At 71.8% G+C, this 12,011-nt stretch carries 13 protein-coding genes; 9 read left to right on the forward strand and 4 right to left on the reverse strand.

Translation table 11 applies throughout. From position 1 onward, the window contains the following. The coding region (gene serS / locus VOI19_RS04795; protein ID WP_323791814.1) for a serine--tRNA ligase at nt 1-1,077 on the reverse strand (1,077 nt) is incomplete at its 3' end. A 208-nt stretch (nt 1,078-1,285) separates the two neighbouring features. On the opposite strand from serS, the gene VOI19_RS04800 reads away from it, so the two are divergent. Next, on the forward strand, nt 1,286-2,872 hold the full coding sequence (locus VOI19_RS04800) for a YegS/Rv2252/BmrU family lipid kinase (RefSeq protein WP_323791815.1): 1,587 nt from the start codon (nt 1,286-1,288) through the stop codon (nt 2,870-2,872). 53 nt (nt 2,873-2,925) lie between these two features. Continuing rightward, nucleotides 2,926-3,354, forward strand: a complete 429-nt coding sequence (locus VOI19_RS04805; protein ID WP_323791816.1) for a nuclear transport factor 2 family protein — start codon at nt 2,926-2,928, stop codon at nt 3,352-3,354. Between the two features lie 44 nt (nt 3,355-3,398). Here the strand turns inward: VOI19_RS04805 and VOI19_RS04810 are convergent, their stop codons facing one another. Next, the gene (locus tag VOI19_RS04810) at nt 3,399-3,791 is read right to left on the reverse strand and encodes a DUF4446 family protein (protein ID WP_323791817.1); all 393 of its coding nucleotides are present in this window, start codon (nt 3,789-3,791) and stop codon (nt 3,399-3,401) included. A 69-nt stretch (nt 3,792-3,860) separates the two neighbouring features. Between VOI19_RS04810 and VOI19_RS04815 the strand changes: the two genes are divergently transcribed. From VOI19_RS04815 to VOI19_RS04840, 6 genes are all read left to right on the forward strand, one after another. Further along, the gene (locus VOI19_RS04815) at nt 3,861-4,469 is read left to right on the forward strand and encodes a TMEM165/GDT1 family protein (protein ID WP_323791818.1); all 609 of its coding nucleotides are present in this window, start codon (nt 3,861-3,863) and stop codon (nt 4,467-4,469) included. Nucleotides 4,470-4,581: 112 nt separating this feature from the next. Next, nucleotides 4,582-6,303, forward strand: a complete 1,722-nt coding sequence (locus VOI19_RS04820) for a helicase (RefSeq protein ID WP_323791819.1) — start codon at nt 4,582-4,584, stop codon at nt 6,301-6,303. Nucleotides 6,304-6,355: 52 nt separating this feature from the next. After that, nucleotides 6,356-6,721 (forward strand): hypothetical protein, encoded by a 366-nt coding sequence (locus VOI19_RS04825; RefSeq protein WP_323791820.1) that lies wholly within the window; start codon nt 6,356-6,358, stop codon nt 6,719-6,721. A gap of 41 nt (nt 6,722-6,762) precedes the next feature. After that, entirely contained in the window at nt 6,763-8,004 is a 1,242-nt protein-coding gene (locus VOI19_RS04830; protein ID WP_323791821.1) for an arginine deiminase, read from the forward strand. Nucleotides 8,005-8,106: 102 nt separating this feature from the next. Beyond that, nucleotides 8,107-8,478: a cyclic nucleotide-binding domain-containing protein gene (locus VOI19_RS04835; RefSeq protein ID WP_323791822.1), complete on the forward strand. Its 372-nt coding sequence runs from the start codon at nt 8,107-8,109 to the stop codon at nt 8,476-8,478. A gap of 5 nt (nt 8,479-8,483) precedes the next feature. Further along, nucleotides 8,484-9,581 (forward strand): adenylate/guanylate cyclase domain-containing protein, encoded by a 1,098-nt coding sequence (locus VOI19_RS04840; RefSeq protein ID WP_323791823.1) that lies wholly within the window; start codon nt 8,484-8,486, stop codon nt 9,579-9,581. 103 nt (nt 9,582-9,684) lie between these two features. Here VOI19_RS04840 and VOI19_RS04845 read toward each other — a convergent pair whose 3' ends face one another. Beyond that, nucleotides 9,685-10,632, reverse strand: a complete 948-nt coding sequence (locus VOI19_RS04845; RefSeq protein WP_323791824.1) for a DUF5926 family protein — start codon at nt 10,630-10,632, stop codon at nt 9,685-9,687. A gap of 10 nt (nt 10,633-10,642) precedes the next feature. Beyond that, nucleotides 10,643-11,440, reverse strand: coding sequence for a glycerophosphodiester phosphodiesterase (locus VOI19_RS04850; RefSeq protein WP_323791825.1), 798 nt, complete (start codon nt 11,438-11,440; stop codon nt 10,643-10,645). A 142-nt stretch (nt 11,441-11,582) separates the two neighbouring features. Between VOI19_RS04850 and VOI19_RS04855 the strand changes: the two genes are divergently transcribed. Beyond that, nucleotides 11,583-12,011: DNA-formamidopyrimidine glycosylase family protein (locus tag VOI19_RS04855; protein WP_323791826.1), on the forward strand; the 429-nt coding region annotated here is incomplete at its 3' end.

Genomic DNA, 12,011 nt, shown 5'->3' on the forward strand with positions numbered 1-12,011 from the left:
CTGGAACTCGGTGCAGTTGGACGTCGAGGTGAGCTCGCGGTACTTGCCCTGCGTGGGGATCCACGCCTCGCAGTCGAACTTGCGCTGCGCCGAGAGCCCGAGGTCGCCGGCGGCGGTGTCGATGACCTGGTAGGCCAGCTCGAGCTTGTCGAGGAAGGACTTCTCGATGTCGAGGAGGCGCTGGTGCTCGGCGTAGGAGTCCTCGGTGGTCGAGTAGACGAACATCTCGACCTTGTCGAACCAGTGCACGCGGATGATGCCGCGGGTGTCCTTGCCGTGCGAGCCGGCCTCCTTGCGGAAGCAGGGGCTGAACGCGGCGTAGCGCAGCGGCAACGAGGCACCGTCGAGGATCTCGCCGCCGTGGTAGGCGGCCATCGGCACCTCCGAGGTGCCGACGAGGTACATGTCCTGGCCCTCGATCCGGTAGACGTCGTCGGCGGCCTGGCCGAGGAAGCCGGTGGCGGCCATCGCCTCGGGCTTGACCATCGAGGGCGCGATCACCTGGGTGAAGCCGTGCTCGCGGGCGGTCTGGTTGGCGAGGTTGATCAGGGCGAACTCGAGCTCGGCCCCGACGCCGGTGAGGAAGTAGAACCGCGAGCCCGACACCTTCGCGCCGCGGTCGAGGTCGATGGCGCCGAGGATCTTGCCGAGCTCGACGTGGTCGCGGGGCTCGAAGCCCTCGGCGGCGAAGTCGCGGGGCGTGCCGATGGTCTCGAGGACGACGAAGTCGTCCTCGCCGCCGGCCGGCACCTCGTCGGCGGCCAGGTTGGGGATCGAGAGCAGCGCGTCGAGCCACTCGGCCTCGGCGGCCCCCTGCGCGGCCTCGGCCTCCTTGACCTCGGCCGAGAGCGTCTTGGTCTGGGCGAGCAGCGCCTGCTTCTCCTCGCCCTTCGCCTGGGGGATCAGCTTGCCGAGCTGCTTCTGCTCGGCGCGCTTGGCCTCGAACGCTCCGATCGCCGTACGGCGGGCGGTGTCGGCGGCCAGGGCGCGGTCGACGACGTCGTCGGAGAGACCGCGCTTGGCCTGGGCGGCTCGCACGCGGTCGGGGTCGTCTCGCAGCACTCGTGGATCGATCACACCGCGAGGCTATCTGGCCGCTCCGTCAGTCCACACCCGAGTTGTCGCGCTGTGCGGCGTGGGTGGGCGAGCGGGGCTGCGAGCAGGCCCTCGCCCGCGCGTGCTGTCTGACGATGACGGCGGCGTGGCGCGGGTTCGCCATACTGATGGGCGGCTGACGAACGACCCGTTCACGTCCGCGACCACCCACCCCGATCGGAGCCAGCCGGTGCTCGACCGCTCCCGCGTCACCCAGCTCAGCGCCGCCGCGCTGCTCCTCGCGCTGCTGGGAGCGTTGACCGCAGCGGTCCTGCAGGACTGGTCCTGGCTCGTCGACCTCGACGCCCGCGGTCGTACGGCGGCAGGCGATGTCAGCGGCGCGACGATGGACCAGGTCCTGCTCGTCGTCGAGGACGCCTTCAACCTGATCGCGATGACCGTCTACACGGTGGTGCTCGCTGCAGCGATGTTCGCCAAGGGCCACCGTCGTGCAGCCGGGTACGTCGTGGGCGTGATGGCGGCGACCGCGCTCGCCACCACCGGGCTCAAGGCCTGGATCGCCCGCGACCGACCCGAGTGGCAGAACCTCGACGCGCTGCACGAGAACGCCGCGTTCCCGTCGGGCCACGCGTCCTCGGCCGCCGCGCTTGCGGGCGTCGTCATCGTGCTGGTGCTCATGCTCGTGCGCCGCCAGGGCATCCGCCGGCTCGTGATCACCCTGACGGTGCTCGTCGCCCTCGTCGTGGGGCTCGACCGCATCCTGCTCGGCCGCCACTTCCCCTCCGACGTGGTCGGCGGGGCCCTGCTGGGAGCCGGCTTCGTGCTACTCGGCCTCGCCCTCATCAACCCGTTGCCGCGCAGCCACGCTCACAAGAGCGAGCCACTGCCCCAGGCGCTGCCGTCGGCCAAGCGACTCGCGGTCGTGCTCAACCCGATCAAGGTCGAGGACGTCGACGTCTTCCGCGCCACGGTCACCTCGATGGCGCGCGACGCCGGCTGGCAGGACCCGACCTGGCACCTGACCACCCCTGAGGACTCCGGCACAGGTCAGGCCGAGCTCGCCTCGGTCGAGGGCGCCGACCTCGTCATCGTCTGTGGCGGCGACGGCACCGTGCGCGAGGTCTGCGCCGAGCTGGCCGGCACCGGGATCCCGGTCGGGATCATCCCGGCCGGCACCGGCAACCTGCTCGCCCGCAACCTCCAGATCCCGCTCTACATCCGGGCCGCGATCGACATCGCCCTGACCGGTCAGGACCGGGCGATCGACATGGTCAAGGTGAGCGGTGACGCCGCCGAGGGCGAGCCGGACGTCGAGAGCCACTTCATGGTGATGGCCGGGATGGGCTTCGACGCCGCGATCATGGAGGGCGTCAACGAGGACATCAAGAAGCGCGTCGGCTGGCTGGCCTACGTGCTCTCGGCGCTCAAGTCGCTGATGTTCCCCGCGACCCGGGTCGAGCTGTCGGTCGACGGCGGCGAGTGGACCAAGCACCGCGCCCGGATGGTGATGGTCGGCAACGTCGGCTTCCTGCAGGCCGGGATGCCGCTGCTGCCCGACGCGATGATCGACGACGGCCAGCTCGACGTCGTGATCCTCAACCCGCGCCGGTTCCTGTCGTGGATCCCGCTGGCCCTGCGGGTGCTGGCCAAGCGCTCGCGCACCGACGACACGATCAACCGGATGACGGGTCGCACCGTGTCGATCCGTGCCGCCGCCGACGCCCCGCGTCAGCTCGACGGCGACTCGATCGGCCCCGGTCGCGAGATGCACATGGAGTGCATCCACGGCCGCCTGCTGGTGCGCGTCCCGCGCTGACGCCGGTTGCTCCGCAGCCGGGTGCTTGACCGACGGATGCTTGACTGACGGACATGACCCGACCCGCACCGCTCGAGGCCTGGCACCGCATCGCCGAGACCCGCGACGCCGCCGGCCTCGACGACCTGCTCGCCGACGACGTCGTGTTCCGCTCCCCCGCGGTGCACACCCCGCAGGAGGGCCGGGCGATCACGACCGCCTACCTCACCGCGGCCATGCACGTGCTCGGCCCGCAGCTGCGCTACCTCGACGAGTGGCACACCGGGAACGACGAGGGGCCCGACGACGGGTCGGGCAGCGCGGTCCTCGAGTTCGAGTCGATCATCGGCGACAAGACCGTCCACGGCATCGACATGCTGCGCTGGGGCGCCGACGGCCGCCTCACGTCGTTCACCGTGATGGCACGACCGTTCAAGGGCCTCGAGGCGCTGATCGGGGCGATGGCCGCCGAGCTGATGAAGGGTCTCGAGGCCGAGCAGTGAAGTAGCGCCGCCTCGGCGCCCCTGTCTGCGCCCCCGTCTGCGCGTCAGGGTCGCGCGTGCGCGATCGCCTCGTCCTCCTCGGGCGAGAGCTGCGCCTCGCAGGTCCAGCCTGCGATGTTCTTGGCGTAGGTGCGGGCTTCGCTGCGCGCGTGGATCGAGCTGAGCACGATGCCGTCGCCGGAGTCGTCGAGCAGCGCCAGGCTCCACGACAGGTGCCCGCCCATGTCGCCGAAGGCGTCGTAGCGCACGACCGCGAGGTGGCGCAGGCCCGCGCCGGTCTCGGCGCGCAGGGCGGCGACCTCCTGGCGCAGGCCGAGGACGTCGGTGGGCAGGTCGGAGCCGTCGGCCCGCGGGCTCGTACGACGGAGGGCCACCACGGCCAGCCCGGCTGCGGTGAGGGCGAGGACGAACGAGAGGGAGGCGAGCACCGCGAGCATGGCGTCAACCTAGTGTCGAGGCGGCCTCCCCCCGCGCTGCACCGCCGCGACGCCGGGGAGAATCGCCCCATGGACCTCGCTGCCCTCGCCCTCACCTTCGGCGCGATCTTCGTGGTCGAGCTCCCCGACAAGACGTTCCTGGCGACCCTGGTGTTGGCGACGAGGTACCGCCCACTGCTGGTGTGGATCGGCGTCGGCCTTGCCTTCACCGTGCAGACCGCCATCGCCGTCGGCCTCGGCCAGGCCGCCTCGCTGCTCCCCCAGGACCTCGTGCGCGGCATCGCCGCGGCGCTCTTCCTCGCCGGCGCGGTCGTGCTGGTGCGCGAGGGGCGACGCCACCTGCGTGCGGGCTCCGAGGTGGACGACGGTGCCGACGAGTACGACGCCGCCCCGGCGAGCGCCGTCGGCTGGCGGGCGGTGCTGGCGTCGTTCCTCGTGCTCTTCGCCGCCGAGTGGGGCGACCTCTCCCAGCTGCTGACCCTCTCGCTGGTCGCGCGCTACGAGGCACCCCTGAGCGTCTTCGTCGGCGCGCTCGCCGCACTGCTCACCGTCAGTGCGCTCGCCGTGATCGTCGGGCGCAGCCTGCTGCGGATCGTGGCGGTGCACGTGCTGCACTTCGTGGGCGCCGGGGTGTGCGTGCTGCTCGCGACGCTGACGGTGGTCGAGCTCGTCCGCTGAGGTCGGCCTGGTCGGCCTGGCTCTGGTCGAGGATCGGTGCCACCAGGTGACACCGATCCTCGAGTGGCGCGCCGGACCCGATCCTGAGGGCGCTCGGCGATAGCGTCGGGCGGTGGCCAGCCGTCGTCGATCCAGCGCTCGCCGACGGAGCGGGACGAAGCAGGCCCCGAAGCCGTTGCCCGTCGCCGGTCCGGGCGAGCGGCTGTGGGTGCTCGACGTGCCCTACGGGACCCAGGTCGACGGCGCCTCCTGGCACTCCGCGGTCAAGACGCACCTGTACGTCGGGCCCGACCTGCCCGCGCATCTCACGCCGTACGCCCCCGGGCCCCACACCCTCGGGCGGTTCGTCGAGAACAACCTCAACCCCGACGACCCGACGCCCGACCCGGAGGCGCCACAGGCACCTGAGGCGCTCGAGCCCCGGCGGCTCCAGTTCGAGGCAGCCGACGCGATCGCGGCGCGTGCCGAGGCCGGTGGGCGACAGTTTCTGCTGGCCGACGAGCCGGGGGTGGGCAAGACGATCTCGGCGGTGCTCGGCGCGGCCGCGGTGGGCGACCTCCGCGGGGCGCGACGCGTGCTCGTCGTCGCCGACCGACCAGCAGCGATCACGATCGGCCACTGGTGCCGCACGATCACGGCGCTGGGCGACGGCGGCCTCGAGTGGGTCGTCATCACCTGGGACCGGCTGGAGAAGGTCACCGACCACGCGTGGGACGTGATCATCGCCGACGAGGCCCACGCCCTGCGCCGCACCACGACCAAGCGGTGGAAGCTCTGGGCGAAGATCTCGGGCCACGGCAAGCCGCACGACAAGGCGCCGTTCGTGATCGCGGTGACGGCGACACCCGGGCACACCCCGCTCGAGCTGCCCTACCTCGCTCCGGCCTACGCGCAGGTGCTCGGCGAGCCGATGAAGGAGTGGACGTCGGCCACGCAGGCCGGGGCCGCGTTCGCCGGCGCGCTCGAGCGGCACGGCGTGGGGGTGGAGCACGGCCGCTACGGGGCAACCTGGACCGCCGATCCGTCCCGGCGCGCGGCGGACCTCAAGCTGGTGCGCGGCTGGCTCGACGAGGAGCGGCCAGCGGCGATGCACCGCGCTGCCCCGTGGGGACCGGTGCCGATCTCGGGGATGCCGGTGACGCTCACCCCGGCCGAGCGGGCGACGTACGAGGCCGACTGGGGCGAGTTCTGCCGCGAGATGGACCTCGCCCGGCGCGGCCGCAACACCGCGAAGGGCCGCGCTGCGCTGCTGCGCTTCCGGCAGAAGGCCGGGCTGATCCGTGTCGACTCGACGGTCGACTGGATCGCCCAGCAGGTGCAGGCGGAGCGGCAGGTCGCCTGCTCGGTCGAGTTCATCTCGACCGCCGCCGACCCGATCACCGAGCGGCTGCGCGACTCCGGCATCGAGGTCGCCACCATCTACGGCCGCGACCGGTTCGACCCGAAGGCCGAGCGGCTGCGGTTCCAGACCGGGGAGGCGAAGGTCTGTGTCTTCACCACCGTCGCCTCGATCAGCCTGCACGCCGGCGAGAGCCTCCCCGGGGGCCGCCAGGCGAGCACCGAGCCCCGCGTCGGCGTCTTCCACCAGGCCCGCTTCTCCGGCATCGCCGGACGGCAGGTGACCGGACGCACCCACCGCGACCACCAGGTCTCGCCGTGGCACATCGCCTACGCCGAGGGCACCGTCGAGGAACAGGTCGGCAAGGTGATGGTGGAGCGCATCGCCGCCGCCTCCGACACGGTCGGCAGCGACACCGCCGGCCTCACCGACCTCGCCCTGCTGCTCGGGGCCGACTGGCTGCCGCCCGCGAGCCTGACCGAGGGCCACGTCTGACCGCCCGCCGGCGTGCGATCCTGTGCTCCCATCAGCAGACGTGAGGACCCGGATGTCGATCGAGCCGATGCTCGCCTGGGTGCGGAAGCGGCCCCTCTGGACGGCACTCCTGATCGGGCTCGTGCTGGCCGGCGTGGCCACGGCCGGCTATGCCGCGGGCAGCCAGACTCGCGTCGTCACCGAGCAGGCGACCTGCCAATCCTTCCTCGGCGACGTCGCCTGCGAGCTGGATGGCGGTGGATCGATCGGATTCACCCCGGTCATCGTGTGGACCGACGGCCCGAACACGATCAACGAAGGCAGCAGGCCGGCGTGCCTGCCGCCCGACGGCCCGATCGAGCGGCCCGTCCAGATCTCGTGGGTCGACGTCGACCTCGAGGGGATCAGCTGGCGCCATGCGCTCAGGGTCGACTGCTGACCTCGCACCGTCTTTGCCGAGGACGCCACTAAGGTTCTGCCATGACCGATGCGAGCACCACTCCCACCAACGGCCCGACCCACGGCGCCGACAGCGAGGTCGGCCGGCTGCGCACGGTCATGCTGCACCGTCCGGGCCACGAGCTCTCGCGCCTGACGCCGCGCAACAACGACCAGCTGCTCTTCGACGGCGTCCCGTGGGTCGCCCGGGCCCAGGAGGAGCACGACGCCTTCGCGCAGGCCCTGCGCGACCGCGACGTCGAGGTCCTCTACCTCACCGACCTGCTCACCGAGACCCTCGCGGTCGAGGAGGCCCGCGCCGCGGCGATCGACACCGCGCTGAGCGACCTCGAGCTCGGCGACACGATGCGCCACTACCTCGACGGCTTCCTCGGCGACGCCGACCCGGCTCACCTGACCACGCTGCTCACCGCCGGCATCCGCAACGACGAGGTGCGTGGCGGCTTCGGGCTGGTCACCTCCCTGATGCCGCACGACTCGTTCCTCATCGACCCGCTGCCCAACCTGCTCTTCACGCGTGACTCCTCGGTGTGGGTGCGCGACCACATCGCGATCACCTCGCTGGCGATGCCTGCCCGCAAGCGCGAGACCCAGCTGACCGAGCTGATCTACACCCTCCACCCGCGCTTCGTCGGCACCCCGCGCATCCACGGCCACCACTACGAGCACGTCGAGGGTGGCGACGTCCTCCTGCTCGCCCCGGGCGTCATCGCCGTCGGAGTCGGCGAGCGGACGACGGCCGCCGGCGTGGAGCGACTGGCCCGCCAGGTCTTCGAGGACGACCTCGCGCACACGGTGCTCGCCGTCCCGATCGCGCAGGAGCGCGCCACCATGCACCTCGACACGATCTGCACGATGGTCGACGTCGACAAGATGGTGGTCTACGAGAACGTCGCCGACTCCCTCGTCGCCCACGCCGTCACCCGCGACGGCCAGGACGACGACGGCACCCTGCGCCTCGCCGTCTCGCCGCCCGAGCCGTTCCTGGTGGCCGCCGCCAAGGCGATGGGCATCGACACGCTGCACCGCATCGACACCGGTCTCGACCCCGTCACCGCCGAGCGCGAGCAGTGGGACGACGGCAACAACACCCTCGCGCTCGCGCCGCGGGTCGCAATGGCCTACGAGCGCAACGACGCCACCAACGCCCGCCTCGAGGAGGCCGGCATCGAGGTCATCCGCATCGCCGGCTCCGAGCTCGGCTCGGGCCGTGGCGGACCGCGCTGCATGAGCTGCCCGATCGTGCGCGATCCCCTCGGCTGACCTCCCCGTTCGCCGTTCCCCCGTTTCCTGGACACACCTGCACCGACGCGCGAGGATCCGTAACGTGCGTCAGCACCGGTGCTCCCCGACGAAAGGCCCCTCATGGCAACGTTCTTCGACTCCTTCACCCCCCGCGAGGTCGCGCAGATCAGCTCGCACGGACGCCGCGTCAAGCTGCCCGAGGGCTGGTCGCCGATCTGGGAGAACACCCCGGCCGACAAGGCCTACATCCTCCTCGAGGGCACCGTCTCCGTGCGTCGTGACGGCGCCGAGATCGCCTCGCTCGGCCCCGGCGACATCGTCGGCGAGGCCGCGATCGTCGGCCACAAGCTGCGCACCGCCTCGATCGTCGCGATGAGCCCGCTCCAGGCCATCCACTTCACCGACACCGACATCCGCGAGCTCATCGAGGAGATGCCGGCCTTCGCCGAGAAGATCGCGGCCGTCGCGCAGTCGCGCATCAAGTCCGACTGAACGACGTGGGGGGCGCTGAGGACGTCGACGGCGCCCGCGCCGGCGACGGTCCGGGTGCGCCCGACCTCGTCGGAGCGTTCGACGCAGCCGAGGCCTCGCTGCTCGGGGCCGAGCCGAGCCTGACCCGCCTGCAGGTCTGCGAGCAGACCGGCATCGACCTCGAGGTCGCCACCCGCCTGTGGCACCTGATGGGCTTTGCCCACGCCGCCGACGACGAGGTCGCCTTCACTCCGGCCGACGTCGAGGCGCTGCGCCACGCCTGGGACCTCGTCGAGCTCGGCATCCTCTCCCCCGACCGACAGGCTGCGCTGGTGCGCACCTGGGGGCGCAGCTTTGCCCGACTCGCGGAGTGGCAGACCAGCCTGCTCACCTCGGTCGCCCTCGAGGACGCCGAGCGGCGCGGCGAGACGGCCGACCCGGCCGCCACCCTCACCGCCCTCACCGAGCAGGTGCTGCCGCGCGTGGAAGCGCTCCAGACCTACGTGTGGCGCCGTCACCTCGTCAGCGCCGGCGGTCGGATGCTCGCGGTCGCCGACCCCGCGGCCCCCTCGTTGCCCACCGCCGTGGTCTTCGTCGACATCGTCGGCTACACCTCACGCAGCAAGACCCTCACCGACACCGAGCTCGTCGCCTGGATCGAGGACTTCGAGGGGGCCACTGCCGACCTCGTCAACGCCGTCGGCGGCCGGATCATCAAGAACATCGGTGACGAGGTGCTCTTCGTCGTCGACGAGCCCGAGGACGCCGTCCGCGTGGCGCTCCGGATGGCCGCGCGCGGGAGCGACGCCGACGACCGCTACCCCGAGGTGCGCGCCGGGATCGCCTACGGCGAGGTCGTGCTGCGGCTCGGGGACGTGTTCGGCCCGACGGTCAACATCGCCTCGAGGCTGACGTCGCTCGCGCGCCCGGGCACGGTGCTGGTCGACCGCGGCGCGCACGACGCGCTCGAGGTCGACGAGCGGGAGACCCGCGAGGTCCACGACACCGACACCGACACCGACACCGACACCGCCGGGCCCACGACGTACCGCTTCAAGCGCCTGCGCAACGTCTCGGTCAAGGGCTACTCGCGCCTGGCCGCCTGGTCGGTGCGCGAGCGCTGATGTAGACAGGGTTCTCAGGGAGTTCCTGACGTTCTCAGGGGTAGTTCTCCCTGAGAACGTCAGGAATCCCCGGTGATCCGGGGATTCCTGCACCCGCAGTCGCTCAGCGGATGGTGACCTGACGGTTGGCCAGCCCCGAGCGAGCCGAACGCTGCTCGGTGGTGAGGTCGGAGGTGTCGGCGAGCGCCTGGTCGAGGGCGGTCTTGAACGCGGCGGCCGGGTCCTCGAGCACCTCGGCGCCGGTGCCGACGGGGAGGTCCCAGACGGGCACGAGCAGGCCGTGGGCGCGGAACATGCCGACCAGGCGGGCGTCGGGCACGATCACGTCGGCGCCGTCGACGTGCAGACGGGCCAGCGCGTCGAGCAGCTCGCCCTCGGGCTCGGGCATGACCCAGCGCAGGTGCTCCTTGGGTCCGACGTTGGTCCAGTACGCCGCCTCGACCGACGACAGGCGCGCGGTCGGGGAGGCAGCCTCGTTGGCCTGGGCGAGAGCGTCCTCGAGACCGTCGGTGGCGGCGAGGTCGCTGGTCCAGAACTCGAAGCCCTCGTGCACGGTGACGTCGAGGGAGGTGTTGGTGACGAGGTCCTGCAGACGCGGGCCCTCGCCGGGAGCGGACGGCAGACCGATCAGGTCGGGCTCGGAGTCGAGGGCGAGCTGGAGGGCGGCGGCGAGGTCGCGCGACGGGTCGCCGTAGTTGTGCTGGACCTGGAGGCCCAGCCACACCTCGCCGCTCTCGCGCGACATGGCGGGCGCGGCCATCGGCAGCAGGGTGCAGAGCTTGACGATGCGGTCACCGGCACCGACGACCTGGAGCGGCGCGGTGGCAGCGGGCACCAGCTCGCGCAGCGCGATCAGGTCGCACTCGCCGGCCAGGCCCTCGAAGGGGCGGGCGTTGAAGACGGCCGACGCGCCACCGGCTGCACCGTGGCAGGCCTTGTAGCGCTTGCCCGAGCCGCACGGGCAGGGCTGGCGCGGGTTGACGGCGCCCTCACCGGCCGGGACGGACGCAGCGGCGGAGGTGCGGTTCTTGACGCGTGAGCTCTTTCCCATACCTGCGAACCTACCGCCCGAGCGTCTCCAGGATGTAGGCCGGGCGATCGGAGATGACCGCCTTGACGCCGAGCTCACGGCACAGGCGCAGGTCGCTCTCGGTGTTGACGGTCCAGACGTGGATGTCGTGGCCGGCCTGGCTGATCCGGGTGCCGAGGCGCGGGTGCTCGCGAAGCAGGTCGATGCCGGGGCCCAGGATCCAGTCGTCACCGACGATCCGACGCAGCATGGGCCAGTGGGTCACCTTGTCGATGAGCTGCACGAGCTGGACGTCGGGCGCCATCCGCTCGACCCGTTGCAGGGCGGTGAAGGAGAAGCTCATCACCCGCACCGGGGAGCCGGGCGCGTCCCACCCGAAGTCGCGCAGCATCTCGACCAGACGGCGCTCCACCAGGCCGCCGAACCGGGTCGGGTGCTTGGTCTCGATCGCCACCTCCACCCGGCGGCCGTAGTCGGCGACGGTCTCGAGCAGCTTGCGCAGCGTGAGCACCCGGTCGAGCGACTCGTCACGGTCGGGCGCCTCGTCGTTCAGGTCACCCCAGGGGTTCTTCCAGGAGGCGAAGTCGAGCTCGTTGAGGTCGGCCAGGTCGGTGGTCGAGACCAGCCCGGGCGTGCTCGTCGTACGGCGTAGGTCGCGGTCGTGCACGCAGACCAGGTGGCCGTCGGCGGTGAGCCGCACGTCGCACTCCAGGCCGTCGACGCCGGCCTCGAGCGCCGCGATGTAAGCCCCCAGCGTGTGCTCGGCGATCTCGTGGCTCGCCCCGCGGTGAGCCACCACCTGCGGGGAGCTGAGCCGTCCGGGAGTCATCGCCGCCACCCCGTCAGCCGGCGCGTCCGCGCAGCGGGGCCGTGAGCGGGCGCCGAGAGAGCGTCGTCATGGCCACCATCCTGCCGGACAGCTGCGCCGATGGACCGGCAAACACGGCCAGTCGGCGACTAGAGTCGGTCTCGTGCCCGAGCTGCCCGAGGTGGAAGCGCTGGCCCTCGACCTCCGGGGCCGGCTCGACGGTCGTGCGATCACCGCGGTCCACCTGGCCACGTTCAGCGCGCTGAAGACCTACGACCCGCCGCTCTCCGCGCTGAGCGGCACCCTGGTCGACCAGGTCACCCGGCACGGCAAGTTCCTCGACATCGAGGCCTCCGGCCTCCACCTCATCTTCCACCTCGCCCGCGCCGGCTGGGTGCGCTGGCGCGACGAGGTGCCGGCGCTCCCGCCGCGCCCCAGCAACAAGAACCCGCTCGCCGTCCGCATCGTGCTCGACGACGACGCCGGGCTCGACGTCACCGAGGCCGGCACCAAGAAGAGCTTGGCGATGTATGTCGTCCGCTCGCCGTCCGACGTGCCGGGCATCGTCTCGCTCGGCCCGGACCCGATGACC

The sequence above is a fragment of the Nocardioides sp. genome (genome assembly GCF_034670285.1).
In the GTDB taxonomy this organism is placed as follows: domain Bacteria; phylum Actinomycetota; class Actinomycetes; order Propionibacteriales; family Nocardioidaceae; genus Nocardioides.